A 20,594-nucleotide genomic window follows, 5' to 3' on the forward strand; every position below is an offset into this window, starting at 1 on the left:
AAAAAAACTGAAAAAAGAAGGTAAAGTTTAGATGTCAGAATATTTGAATAACGATAAAATAGCTAATTCATTGACTGAAGCTATACTTGAATCAGGAGAAAATTACATATTTGAAAATTTACAGAAATTTAAGGCTAGTATAGCCACGTTACTCAAACAAGGAAATACTTTAAAAAGACAAGGCAAATTAGAGGAAGCCGCAGCAGTTTATCGTCGCTGTATTGAACTCAATCCTACCTCTGCTTGGTCTTATAATAATTTGGGGGAAGTTTTGGGGAAATTGGGACAATTAGATGAAGCAGTTGTAGCTTACCGTAAAGCAATAAATCTGAGTCCAAATTCAGCTTTGTTTTACAATAACTTAGGAGAGAGCTTATTTAAGCAAGGTAACTGGGATAAAGCAATCAAGTGTTACCAAAATGCTATTAATAGTAAGCCCGATTTTTATATTTTGTACAAAAATTTAGGAGATGCTTTTACAAAAAAGGACGGTTAGAAAAAGCATTGAGAAATTATAAAAAAGCTATAGAGTTAAACAAAAATTCCCACGATATCTTGGAGAAAATAGGTGACTTATTGGCTCTAAAAAATCAGTGGGATGAAGCAGTGGATTATTACAAAATTGCACGGCTTAATCCTGAATTTTCTCTTGAAGAACGGCTGATAGGTTTGGGAAAACTTAAGCAAGAACAGGGTCATTTGCTCCAAGCTGTAAAACTTTATAGTCGAGCTATTCAGTTAAAGGAAAGTGAAAGTGAACCAGAAAACTTGCCTATCTCTATTGTGAATAAAGGAGAATTATGCCAGATAGATTTAGAGTCAAATAAACAGATAATTTATACAGAAATTCATCCAGAAATAACCAGTTCTCTGGAACCACCGAAAACTGTTCATCCCCTCGTTCATCCCCTTTTATCAGAACAAGAAAAGAAATCAGGAAATTCATCTGTGGTTGTAATTCCTGGTGGTAGCGTCTGGATAAATAATCGTGTACCCATTGCGATCGCTTCTGAAGAAGGTAAAATCTTAATTAAAGATGTTGTACGAAGTCCAGATATTACAGCTTTGCCTGTCAACAATTTACCGCCAGTTTTAGAGCTAGATGAACCGACAGCTTTTTTATCAGTACGCAAAGAGTATAACTATTGCCATTGGGTACTAGATTTACTGCCAAAAATTGGTTTGCTACAAAAAAGTGGTTTAGACTTGAAAAATATCAGTAAGTTTGTAGTTAGTTCCCAAAGCGAACGACCGTTTCAAAGAGAAACTTTAGAAATTTTAGGTATTCCTTCAGAAAAGATTGTTGAAAGTATAAAACATCCTTACATTAAGGCAAAAACCTTAATAATTCCGTCATTGGTTCCTCAGCTTGGCCGCTTAGTAACTATGCAAGGATGGGCTTGTCAATTTATCAAAACAGAATTTACAAACTCAGAAGTACGGCAAAAGTTAGATGTTTCAGATAGGATATATATAAGCAGAAAAGATGCTCCTAGTCGCCAAGTTATTAATGAATCAGATGTAGCCGAATTTTTAAGTAAATTTGGCATTAAAAGTGTAACTCTAACATCTATGTCAGTAGCAGAACAAGCCCTATTACTGGCAAGTGCTCAAGTAGTAATAGCTCCTCATGGAGCAGGTTTAACTAATTTGTTGTTTTGTAATTCAGGAACTAAAGTAATCGAATTAATGTCGCCAGATGCAGTACGTCCTTGTTACTATCACTTGAGCAATCATTGTAGTTTAGATTATTATTATTTGTTGGGAGAATCTGTTGATGCAGCTAAACAAGATATGATAATTAACATAGATTTATTGTCAGACCTAATGAAACTTGCTGGTATATCTTAAAACAAAAAATATTTGAAAAACAATTAGTTAGGAAAAAATATGACTACAAGCAAATATAAAGAAGCAAAAAAACTGAAACAAGAAGGGAAATTAGAAGAAGCAATAACAGCTTACCAAAAAGCAATAGAAATTAATCCTAATTTTTATTCCTATCATCACGAACTGGGGGAAATATTAACAGAAAAAGGAGACTGGGAAGGAGCGATCACCTCCTACTCAAAAGCAATAGAACTTAACCCAAAATATGCTTGGTCTCACCATAATTTGGGAGCAGCATTCAGCAAAATAGGGAAATATGGTAAAGCTATAGAAAAATATCGTCAGGCTATCAAACTCAAGCCCAAATATGCTGGTTTTTGTCATAGTTTAGGAGAAGCATTCCGCCAACAAGAGAAACTAGGTAAAGCAGTTAATTGGTACTTAAAAACTGTTAAAATTAATCCTAATTTTAGTCAGGCTTATCTGAATTTAGCAGAAATTTTTATCAAGGAAGGAAAATTAGAAGAAGCGGCTACTAATTTAGAGAAAGCAATAGAAATAAATCCAAATTGTGCTGAATATTATCAAAAATTAGGGGATGTTTATTCTGCACAAGAAAATCTAGAACCTGCTTTAGCATCTTATCAAAAAATGATGGAAATTAATCCTGTAACAGCAGATGAAAGGCAACAATTTCAGGCTCAATTAGAGCAAACTCAATCTCAACTAGCTCAAACCCAAATAGAATTAGAACAAGCAAAATTTCAGCCTAGTCAAACTACAACTGAATTAGAAGCAGCTCAGTCTGAACAAACTGAAACAGAAAACCTATTAAATCAATCTCTTGAATTACTAGGTCAAAGTGACAAGGTATTGAGTGAATCTCTGGAGAAATATCGCCAGAGTCAAGAAGCTTTAAATAACTGTCAAACAGAATTAGAAAAAACTAGCGCTGATCGCGATCGCTATCAGCAAGAATTAACTCAAACCCAACAAGTTTTAAATCAGTCTTTAGCTCAACTAGAGGAAACGGAAGCAGTTTTACATCAAGCTGTGGAAAAACTCCAGGAAAAAGAAGCACTTATTTCTAGTGGGACTCAGTTACAACCCACCCAAACTGTTAAGGAACTAGAAAATACCAAAACCAAACTTGTAGAAACTGAGGCATCATTGGAGCGCTCCTTAAAATTGCAAAGTCAAACCCAACAAGCTTTAGATCGTTCCTTAGAACAACTTAGACAGTACGAACAAGTATTAAATCAATTAGATGGAACCGAAACAATACCAGAAACATCACCAATTTTAGTATCTTACAGTAGAGCTAATCCTAGTCCTCGTTATCGTCAACTTTTAGCGATGTACCAGAATATGCACGCTAGCAATGATAAAATTTTCTATGGTCAAAGTCTTCTCCCCCATGCAGAAAAAATTAAAGAGTTGGTAGAAAAATATCAAGCTAAATCTTTACTAGATTATGGTGCGGGGAAAGGTTCTGCTTATCGTTCCCCTTTTACATCACCTACCGAGGAAGTTTTTCCTAATATTCAGACTTTCTGGGGAATCAATAATGTGGCCTGTTACGAACCCGCTTATGTTGAATTTAATACCTTACCTACAGGTAAATTTGATGCTGTAGTTTGTACAGATGTACTAGAACATTGCCCAGAAGAAGATATGCGTTGGATTGTAGAAGAGATATTTTCTTTCGCTACCAAATTTGTCTATGCTAATGTAGCTTGCAGACCAGCTCGAAAGACTTTACCGAATGGAGAAAACGCTCACTCTACTATTAAACCTGTAGAATGGTGGCGATCGCTCTTGCAGGAGATTAATAAACGTCATCCTCAAGTCAGTTATTATTTTTGGTTTGAAGTAGTAAAACCAAATAGCAAAAAACTTGATTTAGTATTAGTAGAAAGTGAAAATTTAATGGTTTGTAGTTAAAGAAGCACCTCAGCAATCAGCGGTCAGCACCTCAGCAAGATTATTTTTTTTAAGTTAACCCAGAGCTGCTAAAAGCTGATAGCTGATAGCTAGTTAATACTATCTCATCTTTTTAATCAAAATCAGCAAAAAAAATAAGGAGAAAACAAATGTCATTTACACCGTTGATGGGATTAATGGTTGCCAGACTTACCGACAGTCTGCCACTAAATCCTACTGTTATTGAACTTGGCAATCAAACTTTTAAAATGAACGATGAAATTTTGGAGAAAGTAATTTTTTCTCCACCCAGAAATGCCAATGTTCCTACTTTACAAAATCTACTGAAGATTAATATTAAAAAACGGGGTGATAAAACAGCAGATTATTACAAAGCATTGGGATTTTCAGAATATGTTGCTATTGATGTAAATGACAAATATGATAGTTTGATGATGGATTTGAATCTCGATATCAAGCAACATTATGGCTACACAAAACAATATGATTTGGTGACAAATAATGGTACTGGAGAACATTTATTTAACCAATATGCTGTCTTTAAAAATAGCCACGATTTAGCTAAGGTAAATGGAATAATTCTGTTTATTCTTCCTTTTGCTAATTGGGTTAACCACGGTTTTTTTAATTTTCATCCGGTTTTATTTAGAGATTTAGCTGGAGCCAACAATTACAAAATTGAATATATTGCTTTAGGAAATAGGTGGGGTTATACTCAAACTCTAACTAAAAATCATGTATGGTGGAAAAATTCTGAACCAATGAAAAAAGAAGTTAGTAAAATAATGGAATTAAGTAAAAACCCAGGTTCAGATCCATTTGTGATTGCAGCTATGCGCAAGCAGGAAGAAAAAGATTTTAGAATGCCTATACAAGGAATATATGCTGGAGATGTAACCAGTGGAGAAATTAACCAAAGATATACTTCTGAAGTTAAAAAAGCAAATTTACAAACATCAGAAAATCTAACTAAAAATCTAACTAAAACTACCAGTAATTCGACTTTTGTTGGAGGAGATTTTACAAGAAATTATAGCCTTTTACAACGGGCAACCAAAGCTGATATCATGCTTGAACCTTACCCTTATATGGTAATAGAAAATGCTCTTCCAGAAGATTTATATCAGGCTTTAGCTAAGGAATATCCCAATTATGATACTATCGTCAGAGGTCGCCCTTTAAAAAATTTGCTTCAGTACGAAGCGAGAGAAATTTTGAATGTAGCAGAACATACGATTTCTTCTCTGTGGTTAGAATTTTTTAAGTATCATACTTCCCAGAATTTCTTTATGGAAGTTATGAATTTATTTGGGGATGTTATCAGACAAGAATATCCCAATTTGGAATCCCGCATCGGTAGAAAATTGGAACAGATGACTACTGGGGTAAGACATCGAGATTCAACAGATATTGGACTTGATTCTATTTTTGGTATTAACCCTCAACCAACAACATCTTATATTCGCGGCCATCATGTCGATCAACCAACAGAATTGTATGCAATGTTATTATATATGCGTCCCGAACATGACAAAAGTGATGGCGGTAGCTTGGAGATATATAGTTTTAAAGGCGATCGCCCAGTGTTGAGAGGAGTTAGTGTTTCTCCCCAGGATGTTGATTTGGTAAGAAGTGTAAAATATCAAGAAAATACCTTGTTTTTCTTCATTAATACTACTCGCTCGGTACACGCTGTAACGGGACACCCAATGATTGATAATACTTTTAGACGTTATGTAAATGTTTGTGGTGAATTGCAGATTCCTTTATGGGATAAAAATAATCCTAATGCTAATGATAGCAATAGGGCGAAATCGGTTGTTTTGTCTGGGGAAAAAACATTGAAACAGTTGCAACCAATACAGGAGAGAATAGAGCAGTCAGAAAATCATCTCCAGCAAACCCAACAAGAATTAGAAAAATTCCAAATTACACTACAAAAAATTCAACAAAAATTTGGCAATAAGTAATGAATAATGAATAATGAATAATGAATAATGAAAACTATCTTTAGATTATCAATAAACCCTAATTAGGGCTTGCTGATTAAATCTAAAAGTCTTTACATATAAAGGTTATAGCTTTTTTTGGTATCAAAAAGTGCGAGGTTTTAGGTGGTTTCGGTTCAAAAACTTCCTATTTTGGGGTAACTATGGCATAAAAATCAAGGAACAATTATTCCTCCTACTTTCTCTATCTTCCCACCCTCCCCATACTTCCCACACTCTGCTTTTTTCAGCAAACCCTAATTATCAATTATCCATGATCAATTATTAATTATCAATAAGGCTGTGAATAACCTTAAATCAATTGTAGTAATACCTGCTCGTCTCGCTTCAACTCGTCTACCTCGAAAAATACTGGCAGATATTGGCGGACATCCCATGCTGTGGCACGTCTATCAAAGATGTCTCCAAGCTACCAAACCATCAGAGATTCATATTGCTACTGACTCGGAAGAAATTGCTGATGCTGTCCGCAGTTGGGGCGGCAACGTCTGGATGACTTCCCCAGATTGTGCTTCTGGTACTGAACGTATAGTATCTATCATAGACCGCCTCGAAGCAGATTTTATTGTTAATGTTCAAGGAGACCAACCTCTGTTGGAACCAAAAGTAATAGACCAAACTATTGAAACTTTTGAGAATACTCATCCTTTGCCAGATATTGTTACTCCTGCTTGCCTACTTTCTGAAAAGGGTATATTTGACCCCAATGTGGTGAAAATGGTGAAAAATCATGCTGGATATGCTATGTATTTTTCCCGGAACCCTATTCCTTATGTCCGGGATGTGGAATCAGAAAAGTGGTTTGAGTCAACTAAATTTTGGGGTCATGTGGGAATTTATGGCTATAAGCGACAGGTACTTGAGGATTATCATACATTACCTGCTAGTGATTTAGAGTCGGCAGAAAAGTTAGAGCAGTTACGTTTTTTAGAGGCAGGGAAAAGGATTATGACTTTTGTTACTGACCATCATGGCATATCGGTAGATACTCAGTGGCAGTTGGATTTGGTTAGAGAGCGCTATGGGGAAGTCAAAAGTTAAAAGTCAAAAGTCAAAAGTAAGATTTTATAGGCTTAAAACTTTGACGCTACAGTAATTTCAGGAAATTATTTCACATATTTATTATAGTTTTAAACTATTTGTGACATCTTTATCTACAGCGGTTTTCATTTGGGTAAACCACAGTAGGGGCGAATGGCCATTCGCCCCTACAGGATTTTTGCTTATGAAGATGTGGTTCATCAATTTGAAAAGCGCTGTAGGGTTTGCTAAATAAAGTATGAGTGGTAGGGGTAGGAGTCAGAATTCTGAATTTTCTACGGAATGCTCCGCAAACAGAATTCAGGAGGAGCAGGGAATTATAGAGGAGGTAGTCGGAAAAATTGGATATAGTGATTTTTCTGCCATAATCGTCCTAAAATACTAGCTTTATGCAGTTCTTTCCACCGAAAAGCTGACACTTTTTTAGACCAAAAAATGCTACAACCAATATCAGTCAATGCTTTGATATTTAATCAGCAAGCCCTATTTATAGTGAATTGGTATGAATACTAGAAACTATAATTAACAAAAAAAGTCAAATAAATAACGATCAAAAAATTATAAATTTTTCTAATTTTCGACTTTTTACTTAAAATAATGATTCAAACCTTAACTAAAAATTCAATTTTAGAAGTAGCAAAGGCTACAATAGCAAAAGAAGCTCATGCTGTGGCTGCCCAAGCGGAAGCTTTAGACCAAAATTTCCTGGACTTAGCCCAACACTTAATCGAAAACCAATACAAAACTTTTGTTGCTGGTATTGGTAAATCAGGGTTGGTAGGGAGACAATTAGCTAGTAAATTAGCTTGTATTGGTGTAAAAGCTGTCTATATTGACCCTAATGATGCTCTACATGGAGAATTAGGTTTAGTAGAAGCTGGAGATTTAGTAATTTGTTTGAGCAAAAGTGGCGCTACAGGAGAATTAGTATTTCTGGCCAAAGTAGCTCGACTACGAGGGGCAAAAATAGCAGCGATGGTCTGTCGAGTACCATCCCCACTCTCTAAATTAGCAGATTGGACAATAAAATTGGACGTTGCAGCAGAAGCGACAGAAATAGAGATTCCGACAAGTAGCGCGATCGCTCAGACTGCTGTGGGTGATGCTTTAGTGGTTGCTGTAGCGAATGCTCGTGGGTTTACGGCGGACCAGTTCTCAGAAAATCATCCGGCTGGTAATCTAGGAGTATTGTTGGGGTCTCAAGTTAATGATTTAATGCACAAAGCACCGGAAGAAGTCCCGGTTTTATCTCCAGAAAGTTTTCTGCATGAAGCTTTGATAGAAATGACGAGACAACCTTTGGGTGCTGCTTTAGTTGCTGACTCTGAGAACCATTTAATTGGTATTATTACTGATGGGGATATTCGGCGTATTGTCAAGGATAATCCAGAACATTTTCTCAGTTCTACTGTTGGAAATTGTATGACTAAAAGTCCTCTGTTTTGTCAACCAGATATTTCAGCTATTGAAGTTTTGAAAATGATGGAAGAGAATAAGAAGAAACCTGTTTATGTTTTGCCAGTTGTGGATATTAATCATCAGGTTTTAGGATTGGTGAGGATGCATGATTTGACTCAATTCCAGCTTAAAGAAGTAAAATAATTAGAAGTCAGGGCAAGACACGGATTTGGCCACGGATGCACGGATGGATATTTCAGTTATCAGTTATCAGTTTTTAGTTGTCAGTTTTCAGGGTTCAGTAGTGGACCGATACAGCTAATTTAGTGCAAATTTGTAGGCTCAGTTAGACGGCTGAAATTTAGACGATAAAAGGGATTTAGCAATCCGTCGTAACGCACAATTGAATATGTGTCAGTCCAGTAGGGTGCGTGAATGGAATGTAACGCTCCTCCGAACCCAAATATTTCGGTGCGTTACTTTATCAGGACTTACGCAAAGGCACTATGGATAGTAGATAAAAACTATAGCACTATGGTATATATAGTGTTTTTGTCGGAAAAGTGCGTAAGTCCTGTTTATTTTTCAATGCTTTGATAATTGATCGGTAAACCCTAATTATCCATTATTCATTATCCATTATCAATTAATGAACTGCCCACTCCTTAGCTAAAACTCGCAACAGAGCCTTCAGACCAATAATAAAGGGTGGTTCCTCAGTTTCTCCCTTAAAATTAAACACAGCGCTTATCAATTCCCTCTCCGTATTTTGCCAGAGAGTCTTATTATAAGCAGATTCTGGTTCATCTCCTAGTTTATAACCCTTTAGAGGGAGAATTTCCTCAATATTTAACTTCTTCAAAGATACATGAAAATCATCTAGAAATGTTCTTAACTGTACTAAATCAGGAATTTTTAACTGCTGAATATTTCCCGCAAACTCCAAGCGCTCTCTCCATTCAATGAGATTGCCATTAATTTCACAATCTTCTCCCGCAATCAACGGGTCTTTAGTCTTTCTATCCCATCCTGTCAGTTTTGTACGGTTCAACACTAAACCGCAAGCTACCTCGTCTTCTGGTTTTTGACTCAATCGCGTTTTTTCCAATATATAATCGTCAAATCCTGACCCTTTGTTCAACATCTGACTCAGCAGATTGTTAACTTTTGAAGAGGGAAGAAACCTACCCCTTTCAGGTAACCAATTTAACAGTCGAGAACCTCTTCCACCGATATAAACAGGAGTAATTTCGCGACTCTGGTACATTCCTTCTTGTTCGAGAACTCCCAAGATTATCCCCACATAGTAATATAATCCCCCTATACCAATTGCCATCAGTCGGAGCAAACCTTGGAACTTCGGATCGTCTTCTATGAAATTTCTTTTATTTTTCAGCCAATTTTCACTTTCCAAACGCAGAAATAGATCCAGCTTTTCCCTGAATTTGTCTTCGGTTAATCTATCCCATTCTCTCTGTTCTAGATTGAATAGCTGCACCAAAAAATTTCGATTCAATTCTAGGAAATCGGATAACAAATGGCGATCGCCTAATAAAACCGAACATTGATGAATAAGTTCGTTGTGGTACCAAATCGAAATATCCGAAGTCTCTCTTCCCATATAAATACAAGTCGTTCGGACTAGATCGAAGTCTTCCTTGTCTGCAAAATATTGGGCAAAAGCGGCGTTCTTGCTGCGAAAAGATTCTAAATTATCTACTTTTGGACAAATGTATTTAATTCCAGTTTGAACTTTAAGTTCCTCAGTGATATCTTGCCAGGTTCTTGCATACTTATTTTTATCGCTGCGAGAAAAAGTTGATGGATAGGAAATACACCACTGAATCTTCTGGATACCGTTTTTGGCAGCGATCGCGCTCGTATACAATGCCAAGTTTTTTAGGAATAGTTTGTTGGCGGCGTAATTCTTCCAGTTAAGGTCTGTTTCTATCCAACCTCTGAGCGGTTCAAACCTTGTTTGATCGGGAACGTATATCCTGCCATCAATAATTGGGCGTTCTAGGTTTTTATTGCTGTCTGGTTTACCCCTGGTTGTCAGCACACTCGCCAAGGGTAAAGGTTTGCTACGTGGAATAAAAACTTCTGGGATAAAGTATTCAAACAGCACTGGATTTCGCGTGTCTACCCGTACTTGTGTCACCTTCAGGTGCAAGCTTTCCATTGACAAAGGTTCGACTGTACGGCTGCTTTTGACATAGACATTAGTGAAAGAAGTCCCGAAGTCTACTCCTACTTTCCACTTATCTGCCAGCTTAATTTTCTCTGGACTCTTCAGCAGAATCAAACCAATGAAGTTTCTCAAAATATCCTGACACCCAATAAAACTGGGAAATTTTTCTAAGTGAGTTATTTGATAAGTACCCCCCTTATCCTCAAAAATATGAGGCTCTTTCGCTTTTGGTATATAGACTTGGAAAGTATCGTCTCCAAATTCAGCATCGTAATAAAAAGCATAATAAGAGCGCCATCCTTCCGCTCTGAAATTAGGCCAGATTTCCAAGACTGGTATTTCGGGCAAAGCGTTTTCCTCTTTTATGGGATAATCTTTAGAAATCTTATAGTTCTGAGGTTGCCGAGGGTCATCTTTCATCCCTGAAAGAGGCAAATCTAGAGTAACTCGCACTTGGAGTCCATCACTGCTATTTATTTGAGCTAGCTTGACCTTGGCGATTAACTCTTCTGGGGTAAAATAGTCGAGGAGTATGGGATTAAGCGGTATCAGAGGCGTAATCCTTTGACCCTGGAAAGTTAACTTTGTCCCTGGGGGTAGGAAAGCTCCTGGTAGAGCTTCATCTTGGTCTATAAACCGAAATTCATCCAAAAATAAGTCCTTGGACTCCCTCCATTCAACATCTGGCCAAATAATTCTACCATTATGCAAATCTTGTATTTGTAACGAAGCCAAAGTTTGCTTTTGGTGTATCCAAATATCTTGAGGAGGCTTTCCCCAAGCTAAAGAAATTTCCTGGTCAATTATCAGTAGAGGTTTTGTCGGTGTTTTATCCTGACTGGGAACTAAACGAACCCAAGAAGACTGGGCCTTAACTCTCATAAGATACCTTTGCTTAATGTCTATAATTGTTAAAAATATCCCTGAACTTTACTTAATATAGGATCGTCGAATAAAAATGTTAGCCATATTGTAGTGGACTGACACATCTAAAATGGTGCAATAGGCGTAGGTTGGGTTGAGGGACGAAACCCAACAAAAATCTTTCTCCCTTACTCCCTAATACAAAAGTTTTAGCTGTGTCAGTCTAGTAGTAAGGTTTTGTTGGGTTTCACTATCGTTCAACCCAACCTACTAGAGTGATAATTGATAAATGAAAATGAAAATACCTAATAATTTTATCCTAATTACAGGCCCCTGTTCCATCGAAAGTTATGACATCTGTGCCACCGTGGCAGAAAAATTAGCCCTTCTACAACAACAGCATCCAGAAGTAACTATTGTTTTCAAATCCTCATTTGATAAAGCTAACCGTAGTTCTATTAATTCTTTTCGCGGTGTAGGATTAGAAAAAGGATTGGAAGTTTTATCAACCATTAAAAAAGAATTTAACTTGTTAGCAGTAACCGATATCCATGAACCTTCCCAAGCAAAACCAGTTGCAGAAGTAGTTGATATTTTGCAAATACCAGCTTTTTTATGTCGTCAAACTGACCTGTTAGTAGCTGCTGCGGAAACAGGATGTACGGTTAATGTGAAAAAAGGTCAGTTTATTTCCCCCTGGCAAACTCAAAATATTGTAGACAAATTACAAGCTTCTGGTTGTCAAGACATCTTCCTAACTGAGCGAGGCAGTAGTTTTGGTTATCATAACATGGTAGTAGACTTCCGTTCCCTACCAGTAATGGCTGCCACAGGAGCTAGAGTTATTTATGATGCTGGTCATTCTGTACAGTTACCTGGGGCGATGGGTACTCAGTCTGGTGGACAAGCAGAATTTATTCAACCTTTGGCCAGAGCTGCTGTTGCTGTGGGTTGTAATGGGGTGTTTATTGAAGCTCATCCTAACCCCGCAGAGGCTAAGTCTGATGGCGCTAATTCTTTGCCTTTGGCTGAGTTATCTGGTTTTTTGGAGACTTTATTACGAATTCGAGAGGTGACAAATAGTTGTGTGGAGACTCAGAAAAATGTGGTGGTTGAGGAAAAACCATTGGCAAAGTCTAGCTACTAACCTCCAGATGTTGGTTTTGGATGTGGATGGGGTGATGACAGATGGGGGTATTATTCTGTTGGGAAATACTGAGCAGATGAAAAGGTTTAATTCTCAAGATGGTTTGGGAATTAAGATGGCTCGAACATCTGGGTTGAAGGTTGCTATTATTACTGGCAGAAAGTCTGAGGTGGTGGAACGTCGCGCGAGGGAGTTAAAAATTGATGATGTCTATCAAGGTTATGACGATAAGACATTAGCTTTTACTGCTCTGCTTCAGGAGCATAATATTCAGGCAAGTCAGGTAGCTTATATTGGTGATGATTTGCCTGATGTTCCGGTGATGAAGCGGGTGGGGATACCTGTGGCAGTAAAAAATGCTCGTCTGGAGGTGAAGCGTTATGCTGCTTATGTAACTAAGGCATCTGGAGGAAATGGTGCTATTAGGGAGGCGGTGGAATGGTTGTTGGAGTTGCAAGGAAAAAAGGGTTCTATTATTAATGGTTTGATACAGCAATCCTAAATTGATTGTGACAATTTCTATAATAGTAATAGTGAAATTGAGCTGAAAACTATTAAAATTCTGACTCCTGACTCCTGATATAAAATCCGGTTAATACTACTTATTATATAGTTTGGGCAGTAGGGGAGTGGGGGAGTAGGGGAGATTGAAGGCTTGAAGTCTAGATAGAATTATGAACATATATCATATCACCAGATTCTATATCATCCAAAAATTTCAATAACTATAACGTTGCAGTTAAGAGTCAGACCTCTCATAATCAGGACTTACGCAAATTAACTTTTAAAGCACCATTTGTAGGGGCGAATGGTATTCGCCCTCGCTATATTTAGAGTCTCTGCGTAAGTCCTGATAATAACTATAACGTTGCAGTTAAGGGTCAGACCCCTCATTTAGTCTCCAAACCCTCATATAAAATCACGTTAAACACTTAATTGTATATTTGAGGGGGATGAGAAGATAGGGAGATGGGGAGATTGGATATTGAAGTCTCCCTTGAGAATTATGAACATATATTATATAGCGCTACTTGAATCGGGAATAGGTATGGAGGAAATGGGGAATAGTAAACTGTCAAAGGGTTTTTCCTGCGGAAAAGCTCCGCTAACAGGGTTTATAAATATCCTAACCTTAATGCGTAGCGCTATATCACCAGATTCTATATTATCCAAAAATTTCAATAACTATAACGTTGCAGTTCAGGGTTAGACCCCTCATAATAACTATAACGTTGCAGTTCAGGGTTAGACCCCTCATTTGGTCTCCAAACCCTCATATAAAATCAGGTTAAACACTTGATTATATAAGGATTTACGCAAAGACACTATATATAGCGTATGGCAAATAGGGCGATCGCTTAAAATTTTATAGCGATCGCCCAACCTTGTTAGTTCTAAACAATCTATAAAAACTTAAATAACTGTCATTTTAATTGTAGGATATTTAAGTTCAGATACTAGATATTCAGATCAGGACTTACGCACGGACACTAAATCAAGTGAGGGCAAATGCTATTTGCTACGCACAACTACGTTAACGCCCCTACATATGTTGTTTTCAAGGTGAATTTGCCTAAGTCCTGATTATATAACCGGATTCTATATGACTCCTGACTCCTAGCTACCACGAACAATATTACAACTTAAATAAGATTGCTATAGGTGAAAATTAATGATTAATGTTTACATCGGTTATGACTATCGTGAGGCAGTGGCTTTTAGTGTATTAGCTCATAGCATTAATGTTAGGGCGTCGCAACCTGTTAGTATTGCGCCATTGATGTTGTCTCAACTTCAAGGGTTGTTGACTAGGGAACGTCATCCTTTACAGTCTACGGATTTTTCTTTTTCCCGGTTTCTGACTCCTTATTTGTCGGAATACAAGGGTTGGTCTGTGTTTATGGATTCTGATATGATTGTGTTGGATGATATTACTAAGTTATGGGATTTACGGGATGAGCGTTATGCGGTAATGGTGGTTAAGCATGATTATGAGGTGAAGGATAAGGAGAAGTTTTTAGGAGAACCTCAAACTCCTTATCCGAAAAAGAATTGGTCAAGTATGATTTTGTTTAATAATGAAAAATGTAGAGCGTTAACTCCTGAATATGTGAATACTGCTTCTGGGTTGGAGTTACATCAGTTTAAGTGGTTGGAAAGTGAGGAGTTAATTGGGGAGTTGCCCCCTATTTGGAATCATTTGGTGGGAGAATATGAGCCTAACCCAGATGCTAGTTTAGTTCATCATACTCTGGGTGGACCTTATTTTAAAGAGTTACAAGATTGTGAGTTTGGTGATGAGTGGAGGGCTGAGTTGGAAGGTATGTTATATTGTGAGCAGAGAAATTGAAAGTCATAAAACCTTTGCAGTGCGGGCATTTTGCCCGCGACAAACCCACCAGCTATCGCTTCTGTTATATCTATAAAAGATTTTGATTGAGAATCTTTTTCCTTAAGCGAAAATTCCGAATTTATCGAAATTATTGATAAAGCAAAGCAAGAATTTAGGGTGCATCTCAATGCGTGAATAAAGCCAAAAATTTATCGCTCTTAGGCAACAGGCAACAGCTCATCTGGCAACAGGGAATAGGGAATAGGGAATAGGGAATATATAGGAAAAAAGTATTTTTGCAAATATGAGATGCACCCAGAATTTAAAATCGTAAGCGAGTCTCTGTAGCTGAGATGAAACAGGAAATATGGAGGTAATTAACTGTTAAATTTAAGTCGTTGGAAACCGGGTTTGTGGGAGATAAATATTAGTATGGTAAGACATTTAATACAAGCCCGGTTTTTCTACTTTTTTACTTTACAGAAAATTTAAGTTTTTTCTTGCTTTTAATCCTTCTTCCTTCTTCCTTCTTCCTTCTTCCTTCTTCCTTCTTCCTTCTTCCTTAAACTTGTATTTTTTGCTTAATTTCTTGAAGTCGAAAATCTGCTCTTTTTAACCTTTCTTCAACCTTAGTTAACACTATTCCATTACTACCAGACACATTAGACTGATGTCGAATTGATATATATCCTATTGAAGCACGTTTTTCATTTGCCAAGACTGCTTCTAAACCTATATCTACTACCTGTGGCAACTCACTTATAGACAAATTAGTCTCAAAACCACAATTTTTTGCTACTGATGCTTCAGGATAACTTTTTATTACATCAGGTCTAGGAACATTCATTTCTAACTTTTGCAGAACTTTTCCTTCACTAATTATCTCAATAGCAACTACTGGAGAATTTTTACCAAATACCCAACCTGCAATATTAAGTTTGCCCTGATTAGAAGATTTTCCTCTTTTTGGTCTATCTAGACTATTTGCTAATAATAAATCTGACTCTTTTAGAGATTTAATAACATTTAAAACTTCTATTTCTACCACTTTGGGTTGCTCCTCAATTCCTGTTGTTTCTAAATCTTGTTTTAACCTAGAAATTTCAGCCTTTGCTTTTTCCAATTCTGTTTGTTGTTCATACTGTCGCTGCACATATTTTCGTGAATTAAAAAGCCTTTCTAAGAAATATCGCAACTCTTTTTTACCCTGTTTATATTGAACACCTAATTTTTCCTGTGCTAGCTCTCGTTGCATCTCTGAATTAATAGCTTGCTCTAAGTTTTCCATACTAAAAAAACTTTTGATTTTCCGATATTCTTCGTTTTCTTCTGGGGTAAAATTCTGCTCCTGTCGTAATAAATGACCAGGTTGATTTCCATGATAGATAAAAAACCTTAATCCCAGGTAAGCTGAGTAATAACTAGCTGCTGCAATTTTGTTTGAAGTAGCATATTTTTTACCTTTACATAATTTAAGAAAGTGGTCTAAAAAATAAGGACCGCCATGGTTATAATATTTCCAGAAAACTCCAGGATTTTTCTTGATTTCTTGATAATTTTCTAATACTAAAGGCGAGCAAGTTACTGTTGTAAAACCATATTTTTGAAACACCTGATGGAGTCCTTTTGATATATCGTAAGGATGCAAAGATACAGTAATAGGTTGAAATTCTTCTGGTAAATCTTTAAGCAATTGAGCATATTCATCATACCATTCATCCACTGGGCGGCCAGGGTTTAAATGGGAAGGAAAAGCTATTGTACCTTGAGGTTCAGTATTATCAAAATCTGATAAATATTCATCTGCCAGATAGATAAAAGGTGCGCCAAAGTTGTAAATATTTTCTGGACTAATTTTATAGAGGTTAATATTAAATTGTCTGACTTCTTCATTCCAGACCCAATAGTCAAATAGAAACTCATTAAAGTGTTCGTCGTCTAGTTTGTACAGGTTATTTAAACCATGTGCTATTAGTATGGGTAGGGGTTTCTTCAAAGGATAACCACAGTAATCTTTAATAATTTTTGAATGACCATAAAATATATTCAGTTTAGATATTTCTTTAATTTTCATTATTTGCTGACTTCCGATAATTAACTTAGAAAAAATTGTTAAGTAACTAGGCTATTTCTGTTATCAATAATATTAATTACTTAACTTAATTTGACCAAAAAAGAGGGTCTCAAGCCTCCCCTTTCAAGGGGATGAAAAAAGATAAACTTCAGTATTTCAAGCATCTTGCTTCAGTAGGAGGTACTGATAACTGGTAACTGTTAACGCAGTTACGACCTTATGGGGCTAACTGATAACTGAAATTACCGCAATAGTTAGGTCTAAAACCCCAAATTTTAAGGCGAAATGTTTTGGGATTGAAGAATTAAATACCTGTCACCAAAAAACTTATAACTTCTGACTTCTGAGTTCGTTAAAGCGTGAAATACACTTTGATTTTTCTTGTTATTCTTAACTATTTATCAATTATTTATGCTTGACTTCACAACTACATTTATTTGATATTGAGCATATTTTTTCATAATTCTCTAATACCTAATAAATACTGGACTGACACAGCTAATAAATGTACATATTTGTTATTGGGGTGGGGACGGGTTAATCTGAGAATTTGCAACACCATTAATTTAACGCGGAACCCACCCCTACTATTACACTATCTTGACTGTGTCAGTATACTAAAATTTTGATATTAATTATTATCAGGTATTTATTCACTATTAACAAGAAGGTACTAAATAACCTTCTCTACAGAGAGGAAAATTTAATTTACTCCTTTGAATTATCTCAGCACCTTTTTGAAATGCACGTTCCACATCAGCACACCATAACAAATCATCAACAGCAATAATACCTTGACAGTGGGCAACAGTTTCTATATCTTTGAGGCAAGCATCATAGGTATGCAAACCATCCACAAATGCAAAACATAACTCTCTATTTTTAACCAGAGCGATCGCCTTTTCATCTAGGGAAGATAGCCGAATAATATCCACAACATCTTTGTATGGTTCGATATTCTTTAAGAAAGTCTCGTACTCCCCTCCTTTACAATTTTGTGTTCCTAACTCCCAAGGGTCTAAAGCAATAAGTCTCCTATCATATTTCTGAGCAACTTCAGCTAATAGTTTGCTAGTTTCTCCTCGAAAACAACCTATTTCTATTAAATCTCCAGACCATCCTTTGATACAATATTCTGCTACTTGAGCTATTCTTTTTCTCTGATTTATGCTTCCTTTTAAATGAGGTTTGGCATCTAGACTTTCGGACTGAATAGTTGGTAATAATATATGGATTAAATGTTTAGTTACATGAGCAGTATAAACAGCTTTTATTTTTTCTAAATCTGAACCAATTCCTTCTAATTGTCCTCTAGCATTTGCTAGTTTCATTGTCAGTCTATCGACAGTAGCATTACTCTTTTTGAGTTGCTCTTGAGTCTGATGAAGTTGCTTTTTTGTTTCTTCAAATTCTGTACTAACTTTTGGGTCTATTTCTGAGTGCTTTACCTCTCCTTTTTCTTTAATTTGATATAGTTGAAACTGAGATTCTTCTAGCTCTCCCATCACCTGATCTAACTGAGAATATGTTCGATCTAATTCCTCTTTAGTCTCGTACAACTGAGATTTAGTTTCCTGCAACTCCTTCTTGAGTTCCAACTCTGACCCCGACTGTTTCTGTGCTAATTCTGCCTTAACTTGCTCCAACTCTTCCTGCTTCTGCTGCAACTTCTCCTGTGACTCCTCCAAAGTCCCCGTCGTCTTTTCCATCTGAGATTGATACTCTTCCAAAACCCCCATAGTTTCACCTAACTGCGACTGGGACTGCTCCAATAACTGCTCAGTTTCCTGCAACTTGGACTTAGTTTCCTCTAACTCCTGCTCAACTTCCCCATTAGACTCCGACTGCTGTTGCTCCCCCTTTTCCTTCAGTTGATGTAACTCAAAGTGGGTTTGCTCCAACTCCCCCAATACCTCATCTAACTGAGATTGCGATCGCTCCAACTCTTCTCTAACATCATGCAACTCGGATTTAGTTTTGTCCAACTCTTGCTGAGTTTGTTGCCATTTAGTCTTAGCTTCTTCTAGTTCTTTTTCTATTGTTGCTGCCATTAATTTATTTTCCCCTTAATTTCTTCAGTAATATTACCAAGGCTTCGATAAAATCAAATTCTAAAAATTATTTAACTATACTTAGTAAGTAACTTTATCCTACCTCTATTTGTTCCAAATATTCCTAATTTTTCACAAAAATTATGACTTTAATTTCTTCTATTGAATATTTATGTAGTATTTTTGCTCATTTTTTATTTGTCTAATTTTATTTGATTAAATCTGTCTTCTACCAATTTATTTCGTAAGCATTCAGCAGTCATAATTCAGCTATCAGCTATCAGTTATCAGTTATCAGTTATCAGTTATCAGTTATTAACTTATTATCAGTTATTAACTTATTATCAGTTATCAGTTATTAACTTATTATCTGAGAAGGAGAATTCAAAATTATGTTTATGCAGCATTCCGCACCTAAAGAAAAAGGTAACAAGCTAAACTTAGTAAGTCCTGTATGTTCATGCATCTGTTTGGGGACCATTCCGTAGGAAATGCTAATAGCTGTTTGCGCAGCAGTCCGCAGGAAATGCTTACTTTATTTCTCATTACCTACTAAAACTTTATTCTGCATTTTCATTGTTCGCTTCATCAATTTTTGCCATTCTGCGGAACTTGTTAGTTTTTCGCTATCCAACTCTAAACCTTTTTGCTGAGAGAAATTAGCAAAACTATCTAACCATTCCATTACTATTTCTGTCCGAGAATTTTCAGTATATTTCAAAGATTTCTGAAGGCGCTCTTGCATCTCAACTAAATCACCTTTTTGATAAGCATACCAAGCTTCCCAAACTAATAGTTTATATTCTGTTTGACTCTCTGATTTAGAATTTCTCAGAATGGCTTGTTGATACTGCAATTTTTCTAATTCTGACTGAGTTTGTGTTAATTGAGACTTTGTTTTAACTAATTCTTTCTGTGAGTTTTGTTGTTGAGATTGAGATTGTTGTAATAATATTTCTGTCTGTCTCCATTGAGTCTGAACTTGTTGCAATACTGTCTGAGTTTCTTGTAATTGTAGTTGTCGTTCTTTTCGTTCTTCATCTGTTTGATGTAACTGAGTTTGAAAATCTTTTAATAAAGTTTTTGTCTGTTTAATTTGAGAGTGAGATTGTTCCAATAGTGTTTCTGTCTGTTGAAGTTGTGAATTAGATTCTACTAATTCTGTTTGCAGTTCTTGCATTTGTAGATTAGTGCGTTGCCATAGTGTTTCTGTCTGTTGAAGTTGTGAATTAGATTCTACTAATTCTGTTTGCAGTTCTTGCATTTGTAGATTAGTGCGCTTCAATTCTTGCTTTGTTTGATGTAATTGAGATTTAGATATTTGCCATTCCTGCTGATTTTTTTGAAGTTCTTTTAGTTGTGTTTCTGATTGTTGCCATATTGTTTCTTTTTGTTTGAGTTGAGAGTTAGATTCTGTTAATTCGGCTTGAGTTTGATTGAGTTGAGATTTAGTTTTTTGTAATTCTTGGCTAGTTTTTTGCAGCTCAGATTCAGATTTTTCTAATTCCTGTTGATGCTTTTGTAGTTGAGAGTTAGATTCTGTTAATTCGGCTTGAGTTTGATTGAGTTGAGATTTAGTTTTTTGTAATTCTTGGCTAGTTTTTTGCAGCTCAGATTCAGATTTTTCTAATTCCTGTTGATGCTTTTGCAGTTGAGAGTTAGATTCTGTTAACTCGGCTTGTTTTGCCTGCAACTGTGACTGATATTCTTGTA

Annotated in this window: 12 protein-coding genes and 1 pseudogene; 9 read left to right on the forward strand and 4 right to left on the reverse strand. The window is 36.3% G+C overall.

All coding sequences use genetic code 11. From position 1 onward, the window contains the following. The first annotated feature begins 31 nt into the window (after positions 1-31). The 6 genes from SAGCYANO_RS19725 to SAGCYANO_RS19755 all read left to right on the forward strand — a co-directional run bounded on the left by SAGCYANO_RS19725 (position 32) and on the right by SAGCYANO_RS19755 (position 8,426). Positions 32-496, forward strand: coding sequence for a tetratricopeptide repeat protein (locus tag SAGCYANO_RS19725; protein WP_202221621.1), 465 nt, complete (start codon positions 32-34; stop codon positions 494-496). A gap of 8 nt (positions 497-504) precedes the next feature. Further along, positions 505-1,851 (forward strand): glycosyltransferase 61 family protein, encoded by a 1,347-nt coding sequence (locus SAGCYANO_RS19730; protein WP_202221634.1) that lies wholly within the window; start codon positions 505-507, stop codon positions 1,849-1,851. 39 nt (positions 1,852-1,890) lie between these two features. Beyond that, entirely contained in the window at positions 1,891-3,774 is a 1,884-nt protein-coding gene (locus SAGCYANO_RS19735; RefSeq protein ID WP_202221622.1) for a tetratricopeptide repeat protein, read from the forward strand. Positions 3,775-3,923: 149 nt separating this feature from the next. Then, entirely contained in the window at positions 3,924-5,744 is a 1,821-nt protein-coding gene (locus SAGCYANO_RS19740; RefSeq protein WP_202221623.1) for a hypothetical protein, read from the forward strand. A 321-nt stretch (positions 5,745-6,065) separates the two neighbouring features. Further along, positions 6,066-6,824: a 3-deoxy-manno-octulosonate cytidylyltransferase gene (gene kdsB / locus SAGCYANO_RS19745; RefSeq protein WP_202221624.1), complete on the forward strand. Its 759-nt coding sequence runs from the start codon at positions 6,066-6,068 to the stop codon at positions 6,822-6,824. A 597-nt stretch (positions 6,825-7,421) separates the two neighbouring features. Further along, positions 7,422-8,426 carry an SIS domain-containing protein gene (locus SAGCYANO_RS19755; protein WP_202221626.1) on the forward strand — a complete coding sequence of 335 codons (1,005 nt, stop codon included), beginning with the start codon at positions 7,422-7,424 and terminating at the stop codon, positions 8,424-8,426. 442 nt (positions 8,427-8,868) lie between these two features. On the opposite strand, the gene SAGCYANO_RS45050 is transcribed toward SAGCYANO_RS19755, so the two are convergent. Then, positions 8,869-11,295, reverse strand: a complete 2,427-nt coding sequence (locus SAGCYANO_RS45050; protein WP_237396391.1) for a hypothetical protein — start codon at positions 11,293-11,295, stop codon at positions 8,869-8,871. A gap of 271 nt (positions 11,296-11,566) precedes the next feature. Between SAGCYANO_RS45050 and kdsA the strand changes: the two genes are divergently transcribed. From kdsA to SAGCYANO_RS19775, 3 genes are all read left to right on the forward strand, one after another. Next, entirely contained in the window at positions 11,567-12,424 is an 858-nt protein-coding gene (gene kdsA / locus SAGCYANO_RS19765) for a 3-deoxy-8-phosphooctulonate synthase (RefSeq protein ID WP_202221627.1), read from the forward strand. Further along, complete coding sequence (locus SAGCYANO_RS19770; protein ID WP_202221628.1) at positions 12,381-12,926, forward strand: HAD family hydrolase; 546 nt, start codon at positions 12,381-12,383, stop codon at positions 12,924-12,926. The genes kdsA and SAGCYANO_RS19770 overlap by 44 nt, the downstream gene beginning before the upstream one ends. A gap of 1,170 nt (positions 12,927-14,096) precedes the next feature. Continuing rightward, a complete protein-coding gene (locus SAGCYANO_RS19775; protein ID WP_202221629.1) occupies positions 14,097-14,774 on the forward strand; it encodes a glycosyltransferase in 678 nt (225 codons plus the stop codon). Between the two features lie 544 nt (positions 14,775-15,318). Here the strand turns inward: SAGCYANO_RS19775 and SAGCYANO_RS19780 are convergent. The 3 genes and pseudogenes from SAGCYANO_RS19780 to SAGCYANO_RS19790 all read right to left on the reverse strand — a co-directional run. Then, positions 15,319-16,830, reverse strand: coding sequence for a hypothetical protein (locus tag SAGCYANO_RS19780; RefSeq protein ID WP_202221630.1), 1,512 nt, complete (start codon positions 16,828-16,830; stop codon positions 15,319-15,321). A gap of 659 nt (positions 16,831-17,489) precedes the next feature. Continuing rightward, a complete protein-coding gene (locus tag SAGCYANO_RS19785; protein WP_202221631.1) occupies positions 17,490-18,881 on the reverse strand; it encodes a class I SAM-dependent methyltransferase in 1,392 nt (463 codons plus the stop codon). A gap of 535 nt (positions 18,882-19,416) precedes the next feature. Beyond that, positions 19,417-20,594 (reverse strand): annotated as a pseudogene (locus SAGCYANO_RS19790) (hypothetical protein); the annotation flags it as partial.

The sequence above is a fragment of the Okeania sp. KiyG1 genome (genome assembly GCF_014132355.1).
Classification (GTDB): Bacteria; Cyanobacteriota; Cyanobacteriia; order Cyanobacteriales; family Microcoleaceae; genus Okeania.